Source organism: Martelella mangrovi, assembly GCF_040545495.1.
GTDB classification, from domain to species: domain Bacteria; phylum Pseudomonadota; class Alphaproteobacteria; order Rhizobiales; family Rhizobiaceae; genus Martelella; species Martelella mangrovi.
The window spans coordinates 22,381-41,796 of sequence record NZ_JBEPLY010000008.1 but is presented as its reverse complement, the minus strand read 5'-3'; the positions used below and the strand labels follow the sequence as shown (position 1 = coordinate 41,796).

Annotated in this window: 18 protein-coding genes and 1 other annotated feature; of the genes, 12 read left to right on the top strand and 6 right to left on the bottom strand. The window is 59.8% G+C overall.

Annotated features, from left to right (window positions below):
- Positions 1-107 precede the first annotated feature (107 nt).
- Both bcsA and ABID12_RS12500 read left to right on the top strand, forming a co-directional pair.
- Positions 108-2,297 carry a UDP-forming cellulose synthase catalytic subunit gene (bcsA, locus tag ABID12_RS12505; protein WP_319518966.1) on the top strand — a complete coding sequence of 730 codons (2,190 nt, stop codon included), beginning with the start codon at positions 108-110 and terminating at the stop codon, positions 2,295-2,297.
- Positions 2,297-4,633 carry a cellulose biosynthesis cyclic di-GMP-binding regulatory protein BcsB gene (locus tag ABID12_RS12500; protein WP_354434473.1) on the top strand — a complete coding sequence of 779 codons (2,337 nt, stop codon included), beginning with the start codon at positions 2,297-2,299 and terminating at the stop codon, positions 4,631-4,633. Before bcsA ends, ABID12_RS12500 begins: the two co-directional genes overlap by 1 nt.
- Positions 4,634-4,877: 244 nt before the next feature.
- Here the strand turns inward: ABID12_RS12500 and ABID12_RS12495 are convergent, their stop codons facing one another.
- Together ABID12_RS12495 and ABID12_RS12490 are read right to left on the bottom strand one after the other, a co-directional pair.
- A complete protein-coding gene (locus ABID12_RS12495) occupies positions 4,878-5,801 on the bottom strand; it encodes an ROK family protein (protein WP_354434472.1) in 924 nt (307 codons plus the stop codon).
- 24 nt (positions 5,802-5,825) lie between these two features.
- The gene (locus ABID12_RS12490) at positions 5,826-7,133 is read right to left on the bottom strand and encodes a diguanylate cyclase (protein WP_354434471.1); all 1,308 of its coding nucleotides are present in this window, start codon (positions 7,131-7,133) and stop codon (positions 5,826-5,828) included.
- A 635-nt stretch (positions 7,134-7,768) separates the two neighbouring features.
- Between ABID12_RS12490 and ABID12_RS12485 the strand changes: the two genes are divergently transcribed.
- The 3 genes from ABID12_RS12485 (at position 7,769) to ABID12_RS12475 (ending at position 9,034) form a co-directional block, all read left to right on the top strand.
- Positions 7,769-7,912, top strand: a complete 144-nt coding sequence (locus tag ABID12_RS12485) for a DUF1127 domain-containing protein (protein ID WP_106306594.1) — start codon at positions 7,769-7,771, stop codon at positions 7,910-7,912.
- A 381-nt stretch (positions 7,913-8,293) separates the two neighbouring features.
- The gene (locus ABID12_RS12480) at positions 8,294-8,437 is read left to right on the top strand and encodes a DUF1127 domain-containing protein (RefSeq protein WP_319518970.1); all 144 of its coding nucleotides are present in this window, start codon (positions 8,294-8,296) and stop codon (positions 8,435-8,437) included.
- 387 nt (positions 8,438-8,824) lie between these two features.
- Entirely contained in the window at positions 8,825-9,034 is a 210-nt protein-coding gene (locus tag ABID12_RS12475; RefSeq protein ID WP_106306600.1) for a cold-shock protein, read from the top strand.
- Positions 9,035-9,147: 113 nt separating this feature from the next.
- Here the strand turns inward: ABID12_RS12475 and ABID12_RS12470 are convergent, their stop codons facing one another.
- From ABID12_RS12470 to ABID12_RS12460, 3 genes are all read right to left on the bottom strand, one after another.
- Entirely contained in the window at positions 9,148-10,002 is an 855-nt protein-coding gene (locus tag ABID12_RS12470) for a universal stress protein (RefSeq protein WP_354434470.1), read from the bottom strand.
- An 11-nt stretch (positions 10,003-10,013) separates the two neighbouring features.
- Positions 10,014-11,516, bottom strand: a complete 1,503-nt coding sequence (locus ABID12_RS12465) for a SulP family inorganic anion transporter (RefSeq protein ID WP_354434469.1) — start codon at positions 11,514-11,516, stop codon at positions 10,014-10,016.
- A gap of 73 nt (positions 11,517-11,589) precedes the next feature.
- Positions 11,590-11,645: a sequence feature (sul1 is cis-regulatory element that is thought to sense ions involved in sulfur or methionine metabolism; They are found in Alphaproteobacteria), on the bottom strand.
- Between the two features lie 155 nt (positions 11,646-11,800).
- Entirely contained in the window at positions 11,801-12,364 is a 564-nt protein-coding gene (locus tag ABID12_RS12460; protein WP_354434468.1) for a TetR/AcrR family transcriptional regulator, read from the bottom strand.
- A gap of 141 nt (positions 12,365-12,505) precedes the next feature.
- Between ABID12_RS12460 and ABID12_RS12455 the strand changes: the two genes are divergently transcribed.
- The 7 genes from ABID12_RS12455 (at position 12,506) to ABID12_RS12425 (ending at position 18,671) form a co-directional block, all read left to right on the top strand.
- On the top strand, positions 12,506-13,225 hold the full coding sequence (locus tag ABID12_RS12455; protein ID WP_354434467.1) for an SDR family oxidoreductase: 720 nt from the start codon (positions 12,506-12,508) through the stop codon (positions 13,223-13,225).
- 67 nt (positions 13,226-13,292) lie between these two features.
- Entirely contained in the window at positions 13,293-14,225 is a 933-nt protein-coding gene (ligD, locus tag ABID12_RS12450) for a non-homologous end-joining DNA ligase (RefSeq protein ID WP_354434466.1), read from the top strand.
- A gap of 128 nt (positions 14,226-14,353) precedes the next feature.
- The gene (locus ABID12_RS12445; protein ID WP_106306612.1) at positions 14,354-14,833 is read left to right on the top strand and encodes an NUDIX hydrolase; all 480 of its coding nucleotides are present in this window, start codon (positions 14,354-14,356) and stop codon (positions 14,831-14,833) included.
- 50 nt (positions 14,834-14,883) lie between these two features.
- Entirely contained in the window at positions 14,884-16,362 is a 1,479-nt protein-coding gene (locus ABID12_RS12440; protein ID WP_354434465.1) for an inorganic phosphate transporter, read from the top strand.
- A 192-nt stretch (positions 16,363-16,554) separates the two neighbouring features.
- Positions 16,555-17,376, top strand: a complete 822-nt coding sequence (locus tag ABID12_RS12435; protein ID WP_354434464.1) for a phosphatase PAP2 family protein — start codon at positions 16,555-16,557, stop codon at positions 17,374-17,376.
- Positions 17,377-17,402: 26 nt separating this feature from the next.
- A complete protein-coding gene (locus ABID12_RS12430) occupies positions 17,403-17,525 on the top strand; it encodes a hypothetical protein (RefSeq protein ID WP_319518978.1) in 123 nt (40 codons plus the stop codon).
- A 114-nt stretch (positions 17,526-17,639) separates the two neighbouring features.
- Positions 17,640-18,671 carry an aspartate-semialdehyde dehydrogenase gene (locus tag ABID12_RS12425; RefSeq protein WP_354434463.1) on the top strand — a complete coding sequence of 344 codons (1,032 nt, stop codon included), beginning with the start codon at positions 17,640-17,642 and terminating at the stop codon, positions 18,669-18,671.
- 136 nt (positions 18,672-18,807) lie between these two features.
- Here ABID12_RS12425 and ABID12_RS12420 read toward each other — a convergent pair whose 3' ends face one another.
- Positions 18,808-19,365 (bottom strand): HNH endonuclease, encoded by a 558-nt coding sequence (locus ABID12_RS12420; protein ID WP_106306627.1) that lies wholly within the window; start codon positions 19,363-19,365, stop codon positions 18,808-18,810.
- Between the last annotated feature and the right edge of the window lie 51 nt (positions 19,366-19,416).

Sequence of the window (19,416 nt, the reverse complement as noted above, 5' to 3'; positions counted from 1 at the left end):
TGTCCGGACTTTTTTCGGAAAAATGACTTGGCGGAAAACAATTCTTAGTTTTCTTCCGTATAGGTTAGAAAAGCTATCATGCCAGCCTTCAGAAAGGGTTTCACCTGATGCGTAGGGCCGCAATCGTCATTGCCTGGATCATTACGTCGATTTTTGTGCTGGGTCTGGTCACCTTGCCGATCGACCTGCGCACGCAGATTGTTGTGAGTGCGGTTGCCGTTGCGGTGATGATGGTGCTCAAGCAGATGCATGCTGAGGGAAACTGGCGTTTGATTGCGCTTGCTTTCGGCACGTCCATTGTGCTGCGCTATGTCTTCTGGCGCACCACGAGCACGCTTCCGCCGATCACCGAGCTTCAGAACTTCATTCCCGGCCTTATGCTTTATTGTGCGGAGATGTTTTCGGTCGGCATGCTGGCGCTCAGCCTGTTCGTGGTCTCCTTTCCGCTTCCCGTGCGTCCGCGTTGGGGCAAGCTTGAAGGCGATCTTCCCTATGTGGACGTCTATGTCCCGTCCTACAATGAGGACGCCACGTTGCTGTCCAATACCCTGGCCGCTGCCAAGGCGATGGATTATCCGCCCGAAAAGCTGAAAGTCTACCTGCTGGATGACGGGGGATCGGAACAGAAGCGCAATTCCAAGAACCTTGTGGAAGCCAGCCTTGCCCAGACGCGCCATCGTGAGCTGAGGCAGCTCTGTGCCGAACTCGGCGTCGGCTATCTGACCCGGCCGCGAAACGAGCATGCCAAGGCCGGCAACATGAACCATGCGCTGCAATATACCACCGGCGACCTGATCGCCGTGTTCGATGCCGACCATGCGCCGACCAACGACTTTCTGCAGGAAACCGTCGGATATTTTCAGGAGGATCCCAAGCTCTTCCTCGCCCAGACGCCGCACTTTTTCATCAATCCGGACCCGCTCGAACGCAATCTGCGGACTTATGAACTGATGCCGAGCGAGAACGAAATGTTCTACGGCATTATCCAGCGCGGCCTCGACAAGTGGAACGCGTCCTTCTTCTGCGGTTCGGCCGCGGTGTTGCGGCGCGAGGCGCTTGCCTCCGTGAACGGCTTTTCCGGTGTGTCGATCACGGAAGACTGCGAAACGGCCGTGGAGCTGCATTCCAACGGCTGGAACAGCGTTTATATCGACCGGCCGCTGATTGCCGGTTTGCAGCCTGCGACCTTCTCGAGTTTCATCGGCCAGCGCAGCCGCTGGGCCCAGGGGATGATGCAGATCCTGCGCTTCAAGTTTCCGATCCTGCTGCGCGGCCTGACCATACCGCAGCGCCTGTGCTACATGTCGTCCAATCTGTTCTGGCTGTTTCCGTTTGCGCGCGCATCCTTCCTGATCGCGCCGCTGTGTTATCTGTTCTTCGGCCTGCAAATCTTCGATGCGTCCGGCGGCGAGTTTCTGGCCTATACGCTGTCCTATCTGATCGTGAACATGCTGATTCAGAACTATCTTTTCGGTCAGTTCCGGTGGCCATGGATTTCCGAACTCTATGAATATATCCAGACGGTGCACCTGATGCCCGCCGTCGTTTCCGCGATCATCAATCCCAAGAAACCGTCCTTCAAGGTCACGGCGAAGGATGAATCGATCGAGCACAGCCGTCTTTCGGAAATCAGCCGGCCGTTCTTCATCATCTTCTTCATCTTCGTCGCCGCCATGGTGATGATGGTTTACAGGCTTTATGCCGAACCCTATCTGGCAGGGGTGACCTGGGTCGTGGGCGGCTGGAACTTCCTCAACCTGTTCCTGACGGCGGCCGCGCTCGGCGTGGTGTCGGAGGTCGGCGAACGGCAGAAGGCGCGGCGGGTGAAAATGTCCCGGCGCTGCGAACTGGTGATCGGCGACAGTGTTTATCGCGGAACCATCGAGGATGTCTCGACCGATGGTGCAGGGCTTCAGGTGCAGGTGCGCGATCTCGACAGGCTGCGCCCCGGCACCCATGCGTTGCTGCGTGTCGAGCCGCACAGAGGCGGTGATCCCGGCGAAGTGCCGGTGATGATCCGTCATGCGCGTTCGCTTGGCGAACTGGCGATGGTCGGCTGTCGTTATGCGCCGGTCAGCAGCCTGCATTATTCCGTGGTGTCCGATCTCATGTTCGCCAATTCGGATCGCTGGCAGCAGCTCTTGCAGTCACGCAAGAATGATCCCGGAACGCTCGGCGGCACCTTCTGGTTCATCAAGATGTCGCTGCGGCAGATGGGGCGCGGCATGAGCTATTTCATCGGGAAATATCAGCCGAATACCGGCGGCGCACCGGTCAAGGCGAGGGGCAAGAGCTGATGAAACGGATCCTGCTTTTTCTTGTTGTGTTCATTGCAGGCCCGCAGCTGGCAGCCGCACAGACGGCGGCGCCGTTTGACATGGGCTCCGATGGGTCCGGTCCGCCGCCGCAGGCGGTTGATCCGGCACAGCCTCAGCCGTCGGCATCGCCGGCCTCCCAGGCGGCTTCGGCCACCGGTGAGGGCGTTCCGTTTTTCCGCTATGTCATTCCCGCCGACCAGATGCGGATCGAAGGCGAAAACGTCGAACGCTCCTGGTCGGTGTACCTGACCGAAGAGCAGGCGCGCTCGTCCGTAAAGTTCAACATCGGCTATCAGAATTCGATTTTCGTCGCGCCGGAATTCTCGCGGCTGACGGTTTCCTTAAACAATGTAGAGGTTGCGCGTCCGCCGCTGACATCCTCGGAGCGACAGTCCGACATGCGCTTCGACGTGCCCGATGGCGTGTTGAAGCCCGGCTACAATCTCGTTTCCTTCAACATCAAGCAGCGCCACAGAACCGATTGCGATCTCGATTCGACCTATGATCTGTGGACGGATATCGATCCGGAGCGGACATTCCTGCTGTTCGACAACCCCGACGCCGGGATGATGTCGACAACGGATGATATTCGCGCCATCGGGGTCGATTCCATCGGCCGCACTCAGTTCCATATCGTGGCGCCGGGCCTCAGCGACACGATTGCCGCCGATCCGATGCTGGAACTGGCGCAGGGGCTTGCGCTTCTGGCGGACATGCCGAACACTTTCTTCACCTATTCGAAATCCGAACCGGCGCGGTTCGCCTCGGGCGTTCTGCCGGTCTATGTCGGCACGCCTGCGGAGCTGCAGCCGCTTCTGGGCGACGCGCTGCCTGATATCGGCACCACCCAGTCGGCCCGTTTCGTCTCCACCAACGCGCTTGGCCAGAGCGTCCTCGTTCTGATGGCCCCGTCCTGGCAGCGGATCGGTCCGCTGATCGACGGCATCACCACGCCGGCCGCCCGCAGTGCCGCCCAGAAAGAGGAAGCCTATTCGACCCATTCCTGGCGCAAGCAGGATACGCAGCTTTTGACCGGCCATCGCACGCTGACCTTCGAGCAGCTCGGTATTCCCTCGCAGGAGTTTTCCGGTCGCGTCTTCCGCGCCGAATTTGCCATCGGCCTGCCTGCCGACTTTTATGCCGATGCCTATGGTGAGGCCCGGCTTTTGCTCGATGCCGCCTATGGGCCGATCGTGCTGCCCGGCAGCCGGCTGCATGTCTTCGTCAACGATCAACTGGCGGCAACATGGCCGATCAGCACCGTCAACGGCGCCGTGCTTCGGCGCACGCCGGTGCGCTTCACCATGCGTCACCTGAAACCGGGCGTGAACAAGATCGTGCTTGAAGCTGCCCTTTTGACCAAGGAAGATGCCGCCTGTCTGCCGGGAGCGACAGCCGACGACACGCCGCGCTTTGCCGTGTTTGATACAAGTGAATTCGAAATGCCCAATTTCGGGCGGGTGGCGCAGGTTCCCAATCTGTGGGCAACAAGCGGGACGGCGTTTCCCTATTCGCGCCATGAGGAGCGTATTCCTCTCTACATGGACAGCCTCAACGGCGACACGATGAGCGCGGCCTCGGATTTCGTGGCGAAACTGGCCAATGCCGCACGCCGACAGATTCCCATCGATGTGGTGCACGCGGTCGAGGATGTCGGCGACGGCGATGCGATTTTCCTCGGCAGTATCGGCACGGTGCCCGCCCAGGCATTGCGGGAGGCCAAGATTTCCCAGACCAGCCGCAGCGTGTGGACCCAGCAGGTCGGCGGCGAGGCCAATTATTCGGAGGGGCCGGAAACCACGATCGAGGAGTGGGACGAGGCGGTGACCGCCGGGTGGTACAACTGGATCTTCGAGGTCGAAAAATACCTGAAACGCAATTACGATCTCTCCTTCGAGACGCTGCGCTTCCTGCCGCGGCCGGATGACGATTATCTGCCGCCGAACTCGATTTCGATGATCATCGCCCAGGAGCCGAGCCCGGACGATGACGGCGCCTGGACCGTGATCTCCGCCCCGACCCACGAAAATCTCTCCAATGGCATGATGGCGCTGACCAAACGCCAGCACTGGGACGCCGTGCAGGGCCGGATCACCACCTACAACCGCAATACCGGCGTGATCGACAATGTCGGTATCGGATCGACCGTGTTCATCTTCGATACGCCGTTTTCGATCAGCAATATCCGGCTGGTGCTGACCAACTGGTTCTCGACCAACACCATGTCTTTTTCGCTGGCACTGGTGATCGGGACCGTCCTGCTCGGGATTGCCACCAAGCAGATGCTGACCCGTTTCGGCCGTTACGACGAATAATATCAGAGATCGGTATTATCGGTCCCCCCAGACCGCTGACAATCCGAAGACGTGCGGGTTGTTGCCTCCGTCAGCTGTCCCCACAGGTGTCATGCTCGGATGTGATCCGAGCATCCATTCCACTCAACCCTTTAATAAGAAAGGGTTTCTGGCAAGCATACTGCGTGTAGCCCTGGATCCTCGGGTCAAGCCCGAGGACGACCCGGAGGGAGGGCTGTTTTGTCAACAAACCGAGGGATCGGTGTCATCGTTCCTTGGGTAAAAACGCCTGAAATCCGATCGCTGCCGCGCCGGCAAGGCCGGGCTCTTCGCCGCTTGCCGCGGGCACGATCAGCGGATGGGCGGGTTTCGACAGGGTCAGCGGGCGCACCGCTTCGTCGATTGCCGCCACGAGCGCATGGTTGCGGGCAAGTCCGCCGCCGGTGGGAACGATGGTCGCGCCGGTGAGGTTGACCGCCATGGCCAAAGGCCCGGCGACGAGCTGCAGAAACACCTCCACCGTGCGCGCAGGCCCGGTTTCGCCCGCCTGCCAGTCGGACAGTATGGCTCTTGCCGTATCGTTCTTTCCGTGAAGATGGGTGTGGAGGCGCTCAAGGCCCGGCGCTCCGGCGACGGTATCGAGGCAGCCCGAAAGGCCGCATCCGCAGGCAAAGTGCGGTATCGGCGTATCACCGGCCATGAGCGGCACGACCGGGCCATGGCCCCATTCGCCCGCAAAGCCGCCGGCGGTGTTGATCAGCCGCCTGCCGGAAACGAGGCCGCCGCCGACCCCGGTTCCGAAAATGACGCCGAAAACGATATCATGTCCCTTGCCGGCGCCGAAAACGGCTTCGGCAAGGGCGAAACAGTCGGCGTCATTGGCAATGTGCACGGGAATGCCGATCTGGCGGTGCAGATCAGTTTTCAGGTCGGTGCCGTGGATCGCCGGTATATTGGCCACGATCAGTTTTCCGGTTTTTGGGTGGACAACCCCGGCAAGCGAGATGGCGATGGCATCCGGCCGTTGCGGCAGGGCCGCTGCAAGGCTCGCAAGCCGGTCCAGAAACGCGGCGTGGTCCCGTGCCGGCGTGTCGAAGCGGGTCACAGCGCCCGGCATCTGTCCGTCAATGGCCAGAGCCGCACGGATCGATGTGCCGCCGATATCGAAACACAGGATTGAACGCGTCATCGCATGCTCCCTTGAAAAAAGGCCTCACGCGGTGATTTTTACCCGATTGCGCCCTTCCGTCTTTGCTGTGTAGAGCGCCTTGTCGGCCAGATCAACGATGTCGGGCTGGCTGGCCTGCGGGTTGAACACCGATACACCGATGCTGACGGTCAACTGGCTTTCGCTGCCATCCGGCAACACCATGGTATGTTCGGATATCGCCTTGCGGACCCGCTCGGCGATTGCCGCCGCCTCATAGGCTCTCAGCCCCGGCATGATCATCACGAATTCCTCACCGCCATAGCGGTAGGCACGATCTCCGTCGCGGGCGTTTTCCGAAATGACCTGGGCCACCTGGCGCAAAACGTCGTCACCGGCAAGATGGCCATAGGTGTCGTTGAAGACCTTGAAGTGATCGACATCGATGATTAGCAGGGCAAAGGGCTGATTTGTCTCGCGTGCGGTTTGTATTCTTGTATCGAGGACCCGGTCGAATTCGCGGCGATTGTCGAGGCCGGTCAGCCCGTCGGCGCGTGCGGCTGCGGCGAGTTTGTCTTCCTGCTGGATGATCTGCTTCATCATCGCGTTGAAGGCCTGGGCGACGGAGGCCAGTTCCGGCGGAACCCGCACATCGATCTCCCGGTCGCGTTCCCCGTTGGCAACCCGCATGGCGCCTTCGACAAGCTTGTCCGTGCTGCGGATCAGGGCCTGATCGATGATGTAGATGCCGGCTGCGGCAAACAGGAAGGCGAACAATCCGGCCAGTCCGGCAAAGAGCTCGAGACTTTTCATGACTTCAAGCGCGCGGGCATGGCTCTGCTCGTTGAGGATACGCATGGTCTCGGCAATATCCTCGATGCGCTTGCCGGTTTCCGCGATAGCGCTTTCAAAACGGATCAGGGTCGGATCGACCGTTCCCTCCTGAGGCTCGACGGCGGCAGCGGCCCTGAGAAGCGCGGACCATTGCTGCTCCACGCCTTCAAGAATCGGGATGAAGGCGGGATGTTCACCGGTGACCTGTTCCAGATCGCGCAAGTGGGTGGCGACTTCTCGCTCGGCAGCCTCGAATGTGCTGCGATAGTGTTCTTCGCCACTGTTGGCGTAGTCATTCACAGAGGCAGCGATATCCCAGAGATTGCTCTGGATCCGTTCCAGCGAAACGAGCACGCGATGCTGGGTGTGGAGGACATTGCGGAACGGCTCGGCAACCTGCTGGCGATACTGGGTGTACCAGACGGTCGACAGCAGGACGACGGGCAGCAGCGCAAGAGCAAAGCCGAACACAAGCCAGGCCCGCAAGGAGCGGCTTTGCAGCCATCGCCTGATGTTACCGGCCTTGATGTCGTCATCCATTCGGGTCGTCTCCAGTCCATAGATATTATCGGTGCCGGGGCTGCTGCCCGGGAATGAACAGGATGTGCATGCTGCTCATGTGTTAAGGCCGTCAGACCGCGTCAGCTTTGCATTCCTCTCCTGCCGGTGCCTATGCCGTTGGCCGCCAACGCCATGAATTCCGTGGGCGAGAGGCTGTGCCGGAAAGCAATGAAATCTGCCATTTGAACCAGGATCGGGGTGAACGGTTCGAATGCACTAAAACCCTTATGCACGGAAAGGTTCAACTATCCGTAAGTTGTTTTCGGCTCTCGAACGAGATGTTGTATCGCCGCAAGTACATCAACCTGCAATATCCGTCCCGATATCCGGTGCCACCCGCTCTTTCAGCCTATAACGGAAATACCGCCCCGGCAGATCAGGCGGCCGGAAACAGCGACCCGCTGGCTGTTGGCGCGCGCATAGCGGTCGCTTGAATTCTGGGCGAGGGCAGCCTGATCCGTATCCTCTGGAGGCTGTTTGGGGAGGTCTGCGTTTTTTGCATAGGGGCCTTGCTGAAAAGGGTCTGTCTCATCCAAATCAAAACGATTATATCGGGTTCAACAGCAATTGATGAGCGTCCCTCAAGCGAGACGCCTGATTGAAGAGACAAGAAGATGAACGTCACACGCAGCCTCAGCAACTGGATGAAATACCGCCGCACCGTCAGCGAGCTGGATCGTATGTCCAGCCGCGAACTGTCCGACCTCGGCATCAACCGCGAAGACATTCGCCGGATCGCACGCCGGGCTTCGTTCTAAGCGACGCATAAAGAATTTACAGAATTCGAAGGGTATTCTCCTCCTCCTCCCAAATACCCTTCGATAGGTCGGTGATACTCCTCCTCCTCCCAGTCACTGACCACATCAAATGGCGCTCACCGGATTCCTCCTCCCCCGGTGAGCGCTATTTTTTTGTGCTTTTGCAGACGAAGCGAAGCAGAACCGCTCGGGACGCGGAGTTGCACGTTTTCTGATCAGTTTGGGCGCGCGACAGCGCTAAGCATTGCAGAAAATGCATAGGACTGTTGACGCAAACCCTCTGCCTCACGCCCGGGACAGGATCTATATTCCTCATTGTCAGAAGCAAGGATGCGTCGCACGGATGCGACGCCGAGACCTTCAGGTGAAGGGAGAAACGATATGAGCATGACACATAGCTTCAACAACTGGATGAAGTACCGTCAGACGGTCAACGAACTGAACCGCATGAACAACCGCGAACTGGCCGACCTCGGCATCAATCGCGAAGACATCCGCCGGGTTGCCCGCAAGGCTGTAAAGTAAGACCCGGCTCCGTTCGGGGCCGCGGCTTCCTTTCATGACGCCGCGTTGACGATACCGACGGAAAGTCCGGGGCGGACTGGCGAAAAACGCCGCGCTCCGGCGACAGAAAATCCCCATCGCCCTCTGTCCCTCCTCCCGGGCAGAGGGTGTTTTTTTACCTGAAAACCGACTTTGTCCGGCGTTTGCGCCATGTATAACCGTACCGAAAAATAAAAAATTAGCGTCTTGCTCCGGTCATGATTGTCGCGTAACAAATGCACTATCGAATTTGTTTGCTAAGTTACGTCTGCGTGAAAGCGCTGGAAACGGTCTTCCTATCAAAATCGAACGACACTGCATGGTGTATATCATGTGAATTTGGAACGCACGATTTGAAAGGAAATCGTTATGAGCGTCGGTACCGTTAAATTTTTCAACACCACCAAGGGCTATGGCTTTATCGAACCGGAAGACGGCAGTAAGGACGTTTTCGTCCATATCTCCGCTGTTGAGCGCTCCGGCATGACCACGCTGGCCGAAGGCCAGAAGGTCAACTTCGAAGTTGTCGCCGATCGCCGCACGGGCAAGAGCGCCGCTGAAAACCTCAGCGCCGCCTGATTTCCGGGCGCGGACCGGCCATCACGGCCGGGTGAAAAACAAGACCCTCCGGAACGCCTGTTCCGGAGGGTTTTTTCATGCCTGATATGCCGGTGTTTTCGGTCGCGACCGTTTCAACGCACCAGGAAGACCGGGATTTTGCAGGCGCGCAGCACGGCCGTTGTCGTCGAACCGATAACGAGGGTACGGATGCGCGAATGGCCGTAGGCGCCCATCACCAGAAGGTCGGCGCCGGTTTCGACGGCGGTGTCCTCGATGATCTTTTCGGCGTGGCCCTGACGGGTCAGAAGCTTTGCCGTTACACCGGCATCCTGCAGGCGCTTCAACGCCGCTTCCGCCTTTCCGGCGAGAGGATCGCCATCCTTGCAGACCGTCAGAAGCGTGGCCTCCGTCTCCTGCAGAATGCTGCTTGTCGCAACGCGCTCCACGGCCTTTTCGGCACTCGGGCCGCCGTCATAGGCGATCAGCACCTTGTGGATCGGCTTGAATGCGCGGGCGGCCACGAAGACCGGCTGCTTTGCCGAGCGCACGGCGCGTTCCAGGTTGGAGCCGAGATGGCCGGTGGCGATATCGGCTCCTTCGCCGCGCTTGCCGATGACGATCACGCGGGAATCCGCGCCAACGTCTTCGATCGCTTCGACGAAATCGCCATTGCGCAGCCGGATATTGACGTCGGTCACCCCTTCGGCGGCAAGCCGTTCCAGCGCGCCTTCGAGCAGAAGCCGGCCGCGCTTCTGCGCCAGTTTTGCGTTCTGTGCGTCAAGCTCGGCCAATTCCTCCAGAAGCGCGGTGCGGGCGCCAAGCCCGATGGATCCGGAAAGATCGGTCGGCGCGTGATGGCCCTGTGGGCGCTCCAGCACATGAACCAGTTCGACGGAGAGGCCAAGCTGCCCGGCAATCCAGGCGGCATGGTCGCACACGCTTTCGGCGTAGTTCGAGCTGTCGATAAAGGCAGTCAGTTTATCCATGATCTCTCTCCCTAGTGCCCCTCTTTCATGAATTCTTCGAGCGCGTCGGGCTTGTCGTGGACGGCAAGCCGGTCGACGATGGTCGCGCTTGCCTCATTGAGGCCGACGATATCGACGTCGGCGCCCTCGCGTCTGAACTTCATGACTACCATATCCAGCGCTCCGACACTTGATATATCCCAAATGTGGGCATGGGAGACGTCGATAACGACCTTTTCGAGTGCTTCACGGAAATCGAAGGCGGCGTTGAAATCCTCCACCGAGGCAAAGAACAGCTGGCCTTCGACATAGTATGTCCGCGCGGTGCCGTCTTTGGAAAGTTCCGAACGGACGCCGAAGAGCTGGGCGATTTTCCAGGCAAAGAAGATGCCCGACAGCAGCACGCCGACGAGAACGCCGATCGCCAGATTGTGGGTGGCGACCACGACGGCGACCACCGACAGCATGACAGCGGAAGAGGAACGCGGATGATCCTTCAGATTCTTGATCGAAGACCATGAGAATGTCCCGATCGAGACCATGATCATCACCGCAACAAGCGCGGGCATCGGGATCTGGCGAACCCAGCGGTCGAGCACGACAACGAGGATCAGCAGGACGAAGCCGGCAATAAAGGTCGAAAGCCTGCCGCGGCCGCCCGATTTCACGTTGATCATCGACTGGCCGATCATGGCGCAGCCGGCCATGCCGCCGATAAAGCCGGTAAAGAAGTTGGCGATGCCCTGTCCGGCGCATTCCTGGTTGCGGTTGGAGCGGGTATCGGTGAGGTCGTCGATCAACTGGGCGGTCATCAGGCTTTCCAGCAGGCCGACCACGGCGACGGCCAGCGAATAGGGCAGAATGATCACAAGCGTCTCAAGCGTCAGCGGCACCATCGGCAGGTGGAGCACCGGGAAGGCGTCCGGCAGTTCACCCATGTCGCCGACATTGCGGACGTCGAAATGGAAGATCATCGTCAAGGCGGTGATGACGATGATGGCGACCAGCGGGGAGGGGACCGCACTGGTGACGCGCGGCAGCAGATAGATGATCGCCAGCGCGCCCGCGACCAGCACATAGGTCATCCAGGTCACGTCCGTCAGCTCCGGCAATTGCGCCATGAAGATCAGGATCGCCAGCGCATTGACGAAGCCGGTCATCACCGAGCGTGAAACGAAACGCATCAGCGCACCGAGTTTCAACAGGCCGAAGATCACCTGAATGATGCCGGCAAGCACCGTGGCGGCCAGCAGGTATTCCAGCCCGTGGCCGGCGACCAGCGGGGTCATCAGCACGGCGGTTGCCGCCGTTGCAGCAGAAATCATGCCGGGCCGGCCGCCGACAAAGGAAATGATCACGGCAATCGAGAAGGAGGCGAACAGGCCGACCTTGGGGTCGACGCCGGCGATGATCGAAAAGGCGATGGCTTCGGGAATGAGCGCCATGGCAACCACAAGGCCGGAAAGCGTGTCGGCGCGCACATTGCCGAACCACTCCTGCCGGTACTGGGCGAGTGAGAAATGTCTGGTGTTCATCAATGGTCCCTGAAAGTCTGTTTGCGGCCGGCAGGCGGAATGCGGGCCGGAAAATCATGAAAACAGTTTCAATGGTTGTCCGGCGGATCGGCGGCCGGAAGAGCCACCCGGGTTTTCACCGGGTCCGGGGTTCATTGACGACAGTCAATACGGACTTGGGCGCGACGGGGCAAGGTTTGCGGTGCAAAATATGGCGAAATTGGGGGCGATTGTTTGCGCCGGCGCGCGAACAGCTGATGCGCTTGCGCGATCAAGCGGGCCTTCAGGCTGCCCGCTCGCGTGATTTATGCGTTTGCCAATGCAGACAGATAGGCCTCGCACATCAGCAGCAACTGACCATGCAGCCCGTCGGCCGCGTCAGTGTCCAGGCCGCGCTCGAAGGCGTTGCGCACCGTGCCGAAGATGACGGTCACAAGCGTCAGGTTCACTTCTGCGAGGTTGGCGAACTCCGTATCGCTGGCACTCGAAAACATGGCGGTGGTTGCCGCGTCGACCCGGTGTGCGAATGTTTCGATGAGCGCGGTGTTATCGAGATCGGCGACAGAGCGATAAAGCGCCCGTGTGACCTCCGGCCTTTCGGTCTTGGCCTGCCAATAGGTGTCGATCAGGGCCTTAAGCATGTTCTTTGCGGTTTGACCCTCCTGTGCCCGGCAAGTCGCTTCGATCCTTTCCGCAAGCGCTTCGAGATAGCGCGCGTTCAGGGCGTAGATCAGCGCCTGCTTGTTTGGAAAATATTGATAGAGCGTGCCGACCGAAACGCCGGCGCGTTCGGCCACGCGCGTGGTCGTCAGGTTTTCCGCGCCCGGTCGGGTTAAAAGCTGAATGGTCGCCTCGAAAATGGCGTCCACGGTGGCTTCGGCACGCGCCTGACGCGGCTGTTTCCGGGGTGTCAGAGAAGGGCGGGCGGGGCTGGGCAAAAGCGAATCCAAAAGATGAATAATGCTTCATATATTAGGCTCGGAATGCGATCTTTGGAAAGGATTTGATGAATGTCTGAACAGAAAGCGGTCCTCGTCACCGGCGCCAACAAGGGGATCGGGCTGGAGATCGCCCGCAAACTTGCCGCCGCGGGCATGCAGGTGATCATCGGCGCGCGCGATGACAGCCGCGCTCAAAAAGCAGTGGACGACCTTGGTGCCGAGGGGCTTGTCGTCCAGTCGGTTCACATTGATATCGATGACAGTGAAACGATTGCCGCAGCGGCAGCATGGATCGAGGAAAGACACGGCAGGCTGGACGTGCTCGTCAACAATGCCGGCATTTTCGATTTTTCCGACGGTCCTCCGGATACCGCCGCAATCAGCGCCGTCCGCCGGGTCATGGAGACGAATTTCATCGGAACTCTTGCCGTCACGCAGGCCATGCTACCCCTCTTGCGAAAGGCGGAGAAGGGACGGATCATCAATATCTCAAGCTCACTCGGTTCCCTGACGCTCAACGGCGATCCGACGTCGCCCTATTACGCCTCGCAGTTCATCGGATATAATGCCTCCAAGGCGGCGTTGAACATGCTGACGGTGCAACTGCATGAGGCGTTGCGCGGCAGCAGAATTGTCGTCAATTCGGTGAGCCCGGGTTTTGCGAAGACGGATCTAACCGGTTTTGGCGCGATGACGCCGGAAGAAGGTGCACGGCTTCCCGCCCGCTTTGCGCTTGAGGGGGAAGAGTCCGGCGGCTTCTTCGAACCGGACGGCAAGACGCCGTGGTGAGGTGAGGGGACATGTGCGCAACGGCGCCTGTCTCGATCTGCACCAGGATAGGGAGGCAGAGGACGTGATGTCAGAGAAAGGGAGGCGCCCCGAACAACGAGCCGGTGATGACGATACGGTCGAAGGCATTGTCATTACCCACCCGGACCGCGAACTTTTCCCGAAGGCCGGGGTGCGGAAGATCGATATTGCCCGTCACTACGGCCGTGTCGGCGCGCGCATGAGCGTTGTCTCGGGCGCGCGTCCCGTCTCGCTTCTGCGCTGTCCAGCCGGTATTGATGGCGAATGTTTTTTCCAGAAACATGCGGGCAAGGGCTTTCCGGAAGCGCTCGCCCGGATCGACATCGCGGAAAAGGACGGCGAGACCGGGGAGTATTTCTATGTCGCGGGCCCTCAAGGCTACATCGCCGCGGCCCAGATGGGCACAATCGAGTTTCACGGCTGGGCAGCGCGCGCCGACCGGCTGGAGCGGCCGGACCGGATGGTGTTCGATCTCGATCCCGACGAGGGCCTCGGCTTTGCCGAAACGAAGAAGGCAGCCTTCGACCTGAAATCCCTGCTTTCGGATATCGGGCTTGAGGCCTATGCGATGGTGACCGGCGGCAAGGGCATTCACGCTGTCGTGCCGATCAGGCGCACGGTCGGCTGGGAAGCGTTCACAACCTTCGCCAGGACGTTTGCCCATCTGATGGCCGATGCGCAACCCGACCGTTTCACCGCCACCATGTCGAAGGAAAAGCGCAAGGGGCGCATCTTCATCGACTGGCTGCGCAATGAGCGCGGCGCGACCGCAATCCTGCCCTATTCGGTGCGCGCTCGCTCCGGCGCCCCGGTCGCTACCCCTGTCGCTTGGGACGAGCTGAAGGACCTGAAATCGGCCGCCGCCTTCGGGTTGCAGAATATGGCGGAGCGTTTGAAACGGGACGATCCGGCGCTTGCGGTCAAGCCGCAGACGCTTGGCAAGACGGTGATCGACAGGCTCGAAAAGCGGATCCGTTGAGTTTTCCGCCCTGGTTACGGATGCCGCGTGATGCAGCCATGCGTGGCCGTGTTTCCATTGTGACTTGAGAAACGAACCGTTTTTCACTAAACAAACACCCACTTGTCCGCTTTATGACGGTTTTATGAATGTTTTCCCGGATCTGGAATAACTACCTCGCTCCGCTGCTTGGCCGGCCTGCGCGTGTGCAGCTCGCCGCCCTTTGCCATCGCGACGGAGCTGATGGTCCCGAAGTCCTGCTGATCACCTCGCGAACGACGCGGCGCTGGATCATTCCCAAGGGATGGCCGGTGGCCGGGACCGATGGTGCCGGCACGGCGCTGCAGGAGGCCTGGGAGGAAGCCGGTGTCAAACCCGCCGACACTGACCGTATCCGGATCGGACGCTATCGCTACAACAAGATCGTCAATGGCGGCTTGCCGGTGCCGACCGATGTTTATGTCTATGCGGTCAAGGTCGAGGCGCTGCTGGACAGTTTTCCGGAAATGGCCGAGCGCGAGCGGGCATGGATGAGCCCGGAAGACGCGGCGCGTGCTGTTGATGAGCCTGAACTCAAGGCAATCCTGAAGGATTTCCCCAAACGCATCGAAGACGCGCGTCGCCGCTGAGTGCCGTTTGGCATGGCTGACCGGCTTCCGGATTTTCAAGGACATTCAAAGTGACAGAAGACGCCACGCCGCAGTGGAAGACGCTCGACAAGGACCTGAACCGTCTGACGCGTCTGGAAGAGGCGACCATGTATGCCGCCCGCCCTCTGGTGGGCGTCGGCGTCAGTCTCGTGTTCGTGACCCTGACCGTGGTCGCGGCCGCGATTTTCACCGGCGGTGAGCCGCAAAGCCTTGCGGTCATCGTGGCGGCGGCCTTCGGGGCCTATATGGCGCTCAATATCGGCGCCAATGACGTTGCCAACAATATGGGGCCGGCCGTGGGGGCCAAGGCATTGTCGCTGCTCGGCGCCATTGCCATTGCCGCCGTGTGCGAAAGCGCCGGTGCGCTGCTGGCCGGCGGTGACGTGGTCTCGACGATTTCGAAGGGCATCATCGATCCCTCGGCGCTTTCCAGCACGGCGGTTTTCGTGCGCGCGATGATGGCGGCACTGCTGGCGGCCTCGGTCTGGGTCAATGTTGCGACCTGGATCGGCGCGCCGGTCTCCACCACGCATGCCATGGTCGGCGGCGTCATGGGCGCCGGCATTCTGGCGGCGGGCTTTGCCTCCGTGCACTGGTCGACCATGGGGGCGATTGCGGCAAGCTGGGTGATCTCGCCGCTGCTGGGCGGCGTCATCGCGGCGGCCATGCTCGCCTTCATCAAATGGCGGGTGATCTATGTCGAGGACAAGATTGCCGCTGCGCGCACCTGGGTGCCGGTGCTGATCGGGGTGATGAGCGCCGCCTTTGCGGCCTATCTTGCGCTGAAGGGATTGAAGAAAATCGTCGCCATCGATTTCGGCACGGCCCTGATCATCGGCGCGGTGGCTGGCGTTATCCTCGGTTTTGTTTCGGTGCCCTTTATCCGGCGCCAGTCCGAAGGGCTGGAAAACCGCAACCGCTCGCTGAAGACATTGTTTCGTCTGCCGCTCGTGGTCTCCGCGGCACTGCTTTCCTTTGCCCACGGCGCCAATGATGTGGCCAATGCGGTGGGGCCGCTGGCAGCCATTGCCTATGTGCAGAAATCCGCAGCGGTTGCCGGTCAGGTCGCCATTCCGCTGTGGGTGATGTTGATCGGTGCACTCGGCATTTCGTTCGGCCTCGTGCTGTTCGGGCCGAAGCTGATCGGCATGGTCGGCAGCCAGATCACCAAGCTCAACCCGATGCGGGCCTATTGTGTGGCGCTTTCGGCCGCTGTGACGGTGATTGCCGCCTCATGGCTCGGCCTGCCGGTCAGCTCCACCCATATTGCGGTCGGCGGAGTATTCGGCGTCGGCTTCTTCCGTGAATGGTACATGGAACGGCGCGCCCGTCGCATCGAGATGGAACGGCCGGTTGCCCGCCGCATTCCGGGGCAGGAGCGCGCCCGCCGCAAGCTGGTGCGCCGCTCGCATTTCATGACCATCATCGCGGCCTGGGTCATCACCGTGCCGGCCGCAGCCTTCCTGTCTGCCGGATGTTTCCTGCTGTTGCAGGCTATCGGTTTTTAGGCGGCGTGCTCCGCTGGTCTGAGGTCACAGGATTGCTGCCGTTGATGTGGAAAATCGCGTCGATATGGTGTCAGATGTTGAAGCATTCGTGTTTTAGAAAGTGCGTTACGTTGTGATCGCGGTATTTTTCATTTAGGCTCTGGCCATCGTGCACCCGGGCAGACGTTCGGGTAAGGGTTGTGCGGGGACATAATGACAGTACCTTATCGCTGGTTCAGCCAGCGGCGAAAAATGAAGTCCAGAAAGTGGCCATGCAATCATTGGCGAGGCTTTCTGATCGGAACCCTTGCGCTGGTTCTGGTGGCGTTTGCGGTTCTGGATTATCCGGTCGGTTTCATGAGCCGGAATTTCCATCCGACGATGGTTCATTACGGTGAACTTCTGACGCATTTCGGTAAATCCGACTGGATTCTGTTCGCCAGCTTTCTCGCTGTTGTCATTGGACTGGGGGCAGCCGGCACGGGGGATCGGCGCACCCGGGCCAAAGGTGTGTTCTTTGCCCAGGCGTCCGGTTTTGTCTTTGCGTCGATCGCCTCTTCAGGCATCGCTGTTGCGATCGTCAAGAACCTGGTTGGTCGGCCACGCCCCTATTTGCTTTTTTCCCGGGAGATCGGACCGTTCTCGTTCAGCCCGATGAACTTCAATCCTGATTTTGCGAGCTTTCCATCCGGGCACTCAACGACGATCGCGGCGATGTTTACCTGTGCCGCGTTTTTCATGCCGCGTCATCGCATGCTGTTCTTCAGTCTTGCGGTGTTGATTGCCATGTGTCGCACGATTGTCAGCGCTCATTATCCAAGTGACGTCATCGTCGGGCTCGCCTTCGGGACCTGGTGCACCTATTTCGTGGCGATCTTCTTTTCACGCTACCGCATGGTTTTTCGGATCGACGAAACCGGCAAGCCGGTGCCGCGCAACAGTATCAAGGCACTCAAACCGGCCTTCATGCGCAGCCACCATGCTCAGGCTTCCGGGGAAACAGACCTTGACTTGCGGGCTCAAAAAGGCCATTAGCCTTCGCGGTTAAAGGACACAAATTCATGCTGAAGCTTCTGCGTCCCGTATCTGGCGATGTTAGCCTGGCGCCCCGCGCCGGCAGCAGGGTCTGTGCATCCGGAATTCTCATCAAAACGGCCAAGAAAACGACGACAAAAATCGTCTGATGTCTCTGGCCCTGCCGCTCTCTCCCCGGTCTGGCCGGGGACTGGAAGGGGCCTGACGGCCGCTCTTCCGCTCCCGACCACATGAGGAGAGAAACGAAAGAGAGCAATATCATCATGGGTTTCAAGATTGCAGTCGCTGGCGCTACCGGCAATGTCGGGCGCGAAATGCTTTCCATCCTCGCAGAGCGCGGTTTCCCGGCCGATGAGGTCGTGGCGCTCGCTTCCAGCCGGTCCGTCGGCAAGGAGGTTTCCTTCGGCGACAAGACCCTGAAGGTCAAGAACCTGGAGAACTACGATTTCTCCGATACCGATATCTGCCTGATGTCTGCAGGCGGTTCGATTTCGCAGAAGTGGTCGCCGAAGATCGGAGCGCAGGGCTGCGTGGTGATCGATAATTCGTCGGCCTGGCGTTACGATTCCGAGGTTCCGCTGATTGTGCCGGAAGTCAACCCGGATGCTGTCGAGGGCTTTACCAAGCGCAATATCATCGCCAATCCGAACTGCTCGACGGCCCAGCTGGTTGTCGCGCTGAAGCCGCTGCATGATGCCGCAACCATCAAGCGCGTCGTGGTCTCCACCTATCAGTCGGTTTCCGGCGCCGGCAAGGATGGCATGGACGAGCTGTTCAACCAGACCCGCGCCGTGTTTGTTGCCGATCCGATCGAAAACAAAAAGTTCACCAAGCGCATCGCCTTCAATGTCATTCCCCATATCGACGTCTTCATGGAAGACGGATACACCAAGGAGGAATGGAAGGTTCTGGCCGAGACCAAGAAGATGCTGGACCCGAAGATCAAGGTCACCTGCACCGCTGTGCGCGTGCCGGTGTTCGTCGGCCATGGCGAAGCCGTGAACCTGGAATTCGAAAAGGAAATCACGGCCGACGAAGCGCGCGATATCCTGCGCGAGGCGCCGGGTTGCCTGGTTGTCGACAAGCATGAGGATGGCGGTTACGTCACCCCGGTCGAATGCGCCGGTGAGGACGTCACCTATATTTCGCGTATCCGCGAGGACGCGACGGTCGAAAACGGTCTGGCCCTGTGGGTGGTTTCCGACAATCTGCGCAAGGGGGCAGCCCTCAATGCCGTCCAGATCGCCGAATTGCTGGTCGAGCGCAATCTGATCAAGTCGCACGCTACGGCCTGATCAAGACATTTTATCCTGAAATCACTGAGCGGCGTCGGGAAACCGGCGCCGTTTTTCGTTGCTGCCGTCTTGCTGGGAATATCCGTGCCATTCCGGGCGCGTGTCCCGCAGCACTTCATGCCGGGCATAGTGGCCGTCACGGCTCCAGTTCGCTGTCCCAGTAGAGGTAGTCGAGCCAGCTTTCGTGGAGATAGTTTGGCGGGAAGCGGCGGCCGTTGTTGTGCAGGTCTTGCACCGTCGGGCGGTAAGGCTTCTGCCAAGGGATCATGCCAGCCTGTTTCGGCAGTCTGGATCCCTTTTTCAGATTGCACGGCGAACAGGCCGCTACCACATTTTCCCACGTCGTCTCGCCGCCCTTGCAGCGCGGGATGACATGATCGAAGGTCAGTTCGTCATGGCTACCGCAATACTGGCACTGGAAACGGTCGCGAAGGAAAACATTGAAGCGGGTAAAGGCCGGGTTGCGCGAGGGTTTGATGTAAGTCTTGAGACAGACGACACTCGGCAGCCGCATGGAAAAGCTGGGCGAAGACACGGCCTGATCATACTCGGCGATGATGTTCACACGGTCGAGAAAGACGGCCTTGATCGCGTCCTGCCAGGACCATAGCGACAAGGGGTAATAACTCAGGGGCCTGTAGTCGGCATTCAGCACAAGCGCCGGCAAGGCCTGAGGCGAGACTGCAATCGTCAAGTTGCTCTCCTGATCGATTCGGCATCCTTTCTCTGTATATTAGGCTTGTTG

Coding starts and splice junctions, on each gene's coding strand:
- bcsA (WP_319518966.1), top strand. CDS start 108: ATGCGTAGGGCCGCAATCGTCATTGCCTGGATCATTACGTCGATTTTT.
- ABID12_RS12500 (WP_354434473.1), top strand. CDS start 2,297: ATGAAACGGATCCTGCTTTTTCTTGTTGTGTTCATTGCAGGCCCGCAG.
- ABID12_RS12495 (WP_354434472.1), bottom strand. CDS start 5,801: ATGACGCGTTCAATCCTGTGTTTCGATATCGGCGGCACATCGATCCGT.
- ABID12_RS12490 (WP_354434471.1), bottom strand. CDS start 7,133: ATGGATGACGACATCAAGGCCGGTAACATCAGGCGATGGCTGCAAAGC.
- ABID12_RS12485 (WP_106306594.1), top strand. CDS start 7,769: ATGAACGTCACACGCAGCCTCAGCAACTGGATGAAATACCGCCGCACC.
- ABID12_RS12480 (WP_319518970.1), top strand. CDS start 8,294: ATGAGCATGACACATAGCTTCAACAACTGGATGAAGTACCGTCAGACG.
- ABID12_RS12475 (WP_106306600.1), top strand. CDS start 8,825: ATGAGCGTCGGTACCGTTAAATTTTTCAACACCACCAAGGGCTATGGC.
- ABID12_RS12470 (WP_354434470.1), bottom strand. CDS start 10,002: ATGGATAAACTGACTGCCTTTATCGACAGCTCGAACTACGCCGAAAGC.
- ABID12_RS12465 (WP_354434469.1), bottom strand. CDS start 11,516: ATGAACACCAGACATTTCTCACTCGCCCAGTACCGGCAGGAGTGGTTC.
- ABID12_RS12455 (WP_354434467.1), top strand. CDS start 12,506: ATGTCTGAACAGAAAGCGGTCCTCGTCACCGGCGCCAACAAGGGGATC.
- ligD (WP_354434466.1), top strand. CDS start 13,293: ATGTCAGAGAAAGGGAGGCGCCCCGAACAACGAGCCGGTGATGACGAT.
- ABID12_RS12445 (WP_106306612.1), top strand. CDS start 14,354: ATGTTTTCCCGGATCTGGAATAACTACCTCGCTCCGCTGCTTGGCCGG.
- ABID12_RS12435 (WP_354434464.1), top strand. CDS start 16,555: ATGACAGTACCTTATCGCTGGTTCAGCCAGCGGCGAAAAATGAAGTCC.
- ABID12_RS12430 (WP_319518978.1), top strand. CDS start 17,403: ATGCTGAAGCTTCTGCGTCCCGTATCTGGCGATGTTAGCCTGGCGCCC.
- ABID12_RS12425 (WP_354434463.1), top strand. CDS start 17,640: ATGGGTTTCAAGATTGCAGTCGCTGGCGCTACCGGCAATGTCGGGCGC.